Source organism: Herbaspirillum sp. RV1423 (assembly GCF_000577615.1).
In the GTDB taxonomy this organism is placed as follows: domain Bacteria; phylum Pseudomonadota; class Gammaproteobacteria; order Burkholderiales; family Burkholderiaceae_D; genus Herbaspirillum.
On the sequence record NZ_CBXX010000079.1, the window covers coordinates 1 to 2470 of the forward strand.

At 57.2% G+C, this 2470-nt stretch carries 2 protein-coding genes and 1 pseudogene; all 3 read right to left on the reverse strand.

Going from position 1 to position 2470, the window contains the following annotated elements; genetic code table 11:
• Positions 1–444: pseudogene (locus RV1423_RS28105) on the reverse strand (branched-chain amino acid ABC transporter permease); the annotation flags it as partial.
• A 151-nt stretch (positions 445–595) separates the two neighbouring features.
• A complete protein-coding gene (locus tag RV1423_RS28110; RefSeq protein ID WP_034303944.1) occupies positions 596–1807 on the reverse strand; it encodes an ABC transporter substrate-binding protein in 1212 nt (403 codons plus the stop codon).
• A 192-nt stretch (positions 1808–1999) separates the two neighbouring features.
• Positions 2000–2470: ABC transporter ATP-binding protein (locus RV1423_RS28115; RefSeq protein WP_034303947.1), on the reverse strand; the 471-nt coding region annotated here is incomplete at its 5' end.

The following is a 2470-nucleotide window of genomic DNA, read 5'->3' on the forward strand; positions in this document are numbered from 1 at the left end:
GTAATTCGGCAACACCATGAAACCCAGGTTGGTCGCCCCCTGCAGCGCATCGGGTACTGAATAAGGCTGGCCGGAAACACCGTAGATCGAGCGGAAAATGCCTTCCACCATCAGCGTGATGCCGAAGGTCAGCAGCAAACCGTAAAGGTGGTCCAGCTTGTAGAGCCAGCGCAACATGGTCTTTTCGATCACGATGCCGAACGCGCCGACGATCAGCGGCGCCAGGATCAGCATGAACCAGTAATTGATATTGAAGTAAGTCAGCCCTATCCATGCGGCGAATGCGCCGAGCATGTACAAGGTGCCGTGAGCGAAGTTGATCACGTTGAGCAGGCCGAAGATGACGGCCAGGCCCAGCGACAGCATCGCGTAGAACGAGCCGTTGACGAGCCCCAGCAGCAACTGGCTCAACAAGGCTTGCAGGGGTATGCCGAATAATTCCATAAAAACTCATTCATTCTGATTGACCGGATGTCACCTGGATGGACCATCCGCTTCCGGCTTATCAAATCAACAAGAAAAATCTGCCATCTCCGCTTGAACAGAAATGACAGATCCCTTGTTGCGTTTATTTGCCAGCTAAATTACCGACGGCTTATTTCCACGCCGAGCACTTGGATTCAGCCTTGGTGGTCCAGGCCTGTTCCGCAGGAATGGTCTGGACCAGCTTGTAGTAATCCCATGGGTACTTGGATTCGGCCGGCGTCTTGACCTGGTACAGGTACATATCATGCACCACGCGACCGTCGGGACGCAGGTAACCGTTCTTCTGGAACATGTCGTTGAACTTCATCTTGCGCAGTTGCGCCATGACCTTGTCGCCGTCATCCGAACCGGCTGCCTTCACCGCTTGCAGGTATTGCAGCGCGGAGGAGTAGTCGGCGGCTTGCAGGCTCGAAGGCATCTTCTTTTGCTTTTCGAAGTAGCGCTTGGCGAACTTGCGGGTCTCGTCGTTGGTATCCCAGTACCAACTGTCGGTCAGGTACATGCCCTGGGTCAGCTTGGGCGTGAGCGAGTGCACGTCGTTGATGAACACCAGCAGGCCGGCCAGCTTGGCGGTCTTGGTGATGCCGAACTCGTTGGCGGCCTTGACCGAGTTGATGAAATCGCCGCCGGCATTGGCCAGACCGATGATTTGCGCCTTGGAAGTCTGTGCCTGCAGCAGGAAGGACGAGAAGTCGGATGCGCCCAGCGGATGCTTGACCGAACCGACGACGGTGCCGCCCGATGCCTTGACGACGGTGCTGGTGTCGCTTTCCAGCGAATGGCCGAACGCGTAATCGGCGGTCAGGAAGAACCAGCTCTTGCCGCCCTGCTTCACGACTGCCGAACCGGTACCCTTGGCCAGCGCGACGGTGTCGTAGGCATAGTGCACGGTGTACGGCGAGCATTCTTCGTTGGTCAGGCGAGCCGAACCGGCGCCGTTTTCAATGAAGACCTTTTTCTTTTCCGAAGCGACCTTGGCCATCGCCAGCGCCGTGCCGGAGTTGGTGCCGCCGATCAGCACATCGACGCCTTGCTGGTCGAACCATTCACGCGATTTGCTGGCAGCGACGTCAGCCTTGTTCTGGTGATCGGCGACAACCAGTTCGATCTTCTTGCCGTTGATCGCGCCGCCCATGTCGGCGATCGCGAACTTGATCGCTTCCGCACCGCCCTGGCCGTCGATGTCCGAATAGACGCCGGAAATGTCGGTGATGAAACCGATCTTGATCACATCCCCGGAAATCTGCGCCGAGGCCGGTGCTGCAAACGCGAACGCTGCTGCCGCAGTCGATACGGCAAGTGACATTGCTTTTAATTTCATTTTCATCTCCTTTTGTTATAACGCTTATAACGCCTGTAACGCCCGCTCAATAGGTATCGGGTGAATGCGCAACTGCGTCAGTTGTTACCTGTGTAATTGCGCGACTACCCATCGCACCGCGATTTGCAAACCATGGTGCATTCTTTTTATGACTGCCTTGTTAAATATTGATCAGAACGATGCAACGACAGCTCAAACGCCCAGCAGCTCATTAAGTCTCTGCGTCTTGGACTCCAGCTCGGCAGCGGCAAACGACTCGACGATCTGGCCATGCTCCATCACATAGAAGCGATCGGCCAGCGGCGCCGCAAACCGGAAATTCTGTTCCACCATCACAATGGTGTAGCCCTTGGCCTTCAAGGTCGTGATCATGCGCGCCAGCGTCTGCACGATCACCGGCGCCAGTCCCTCCGAGATCTCGTCGAGCAGCAGCAAGCGCGCTCCCGTGCGCAGTATCCGCGCCACCGCCAGCATCTGCTGTTCGCCGCCCGACAGCCGCGTGCCCTGGCTGTTGCGCCGCTCCTTCAGGTTCGGGAACATGTCGTAGATCTCTTCGACCGACATCCCCTTGTCCGTCTTCGAGACGAACGGCGGCAGCATCAGGTTTTCTTCGGCCGACAGCGACGAGAAGATGCCGCGCTCTTCCGGGCAATATCCCACGCC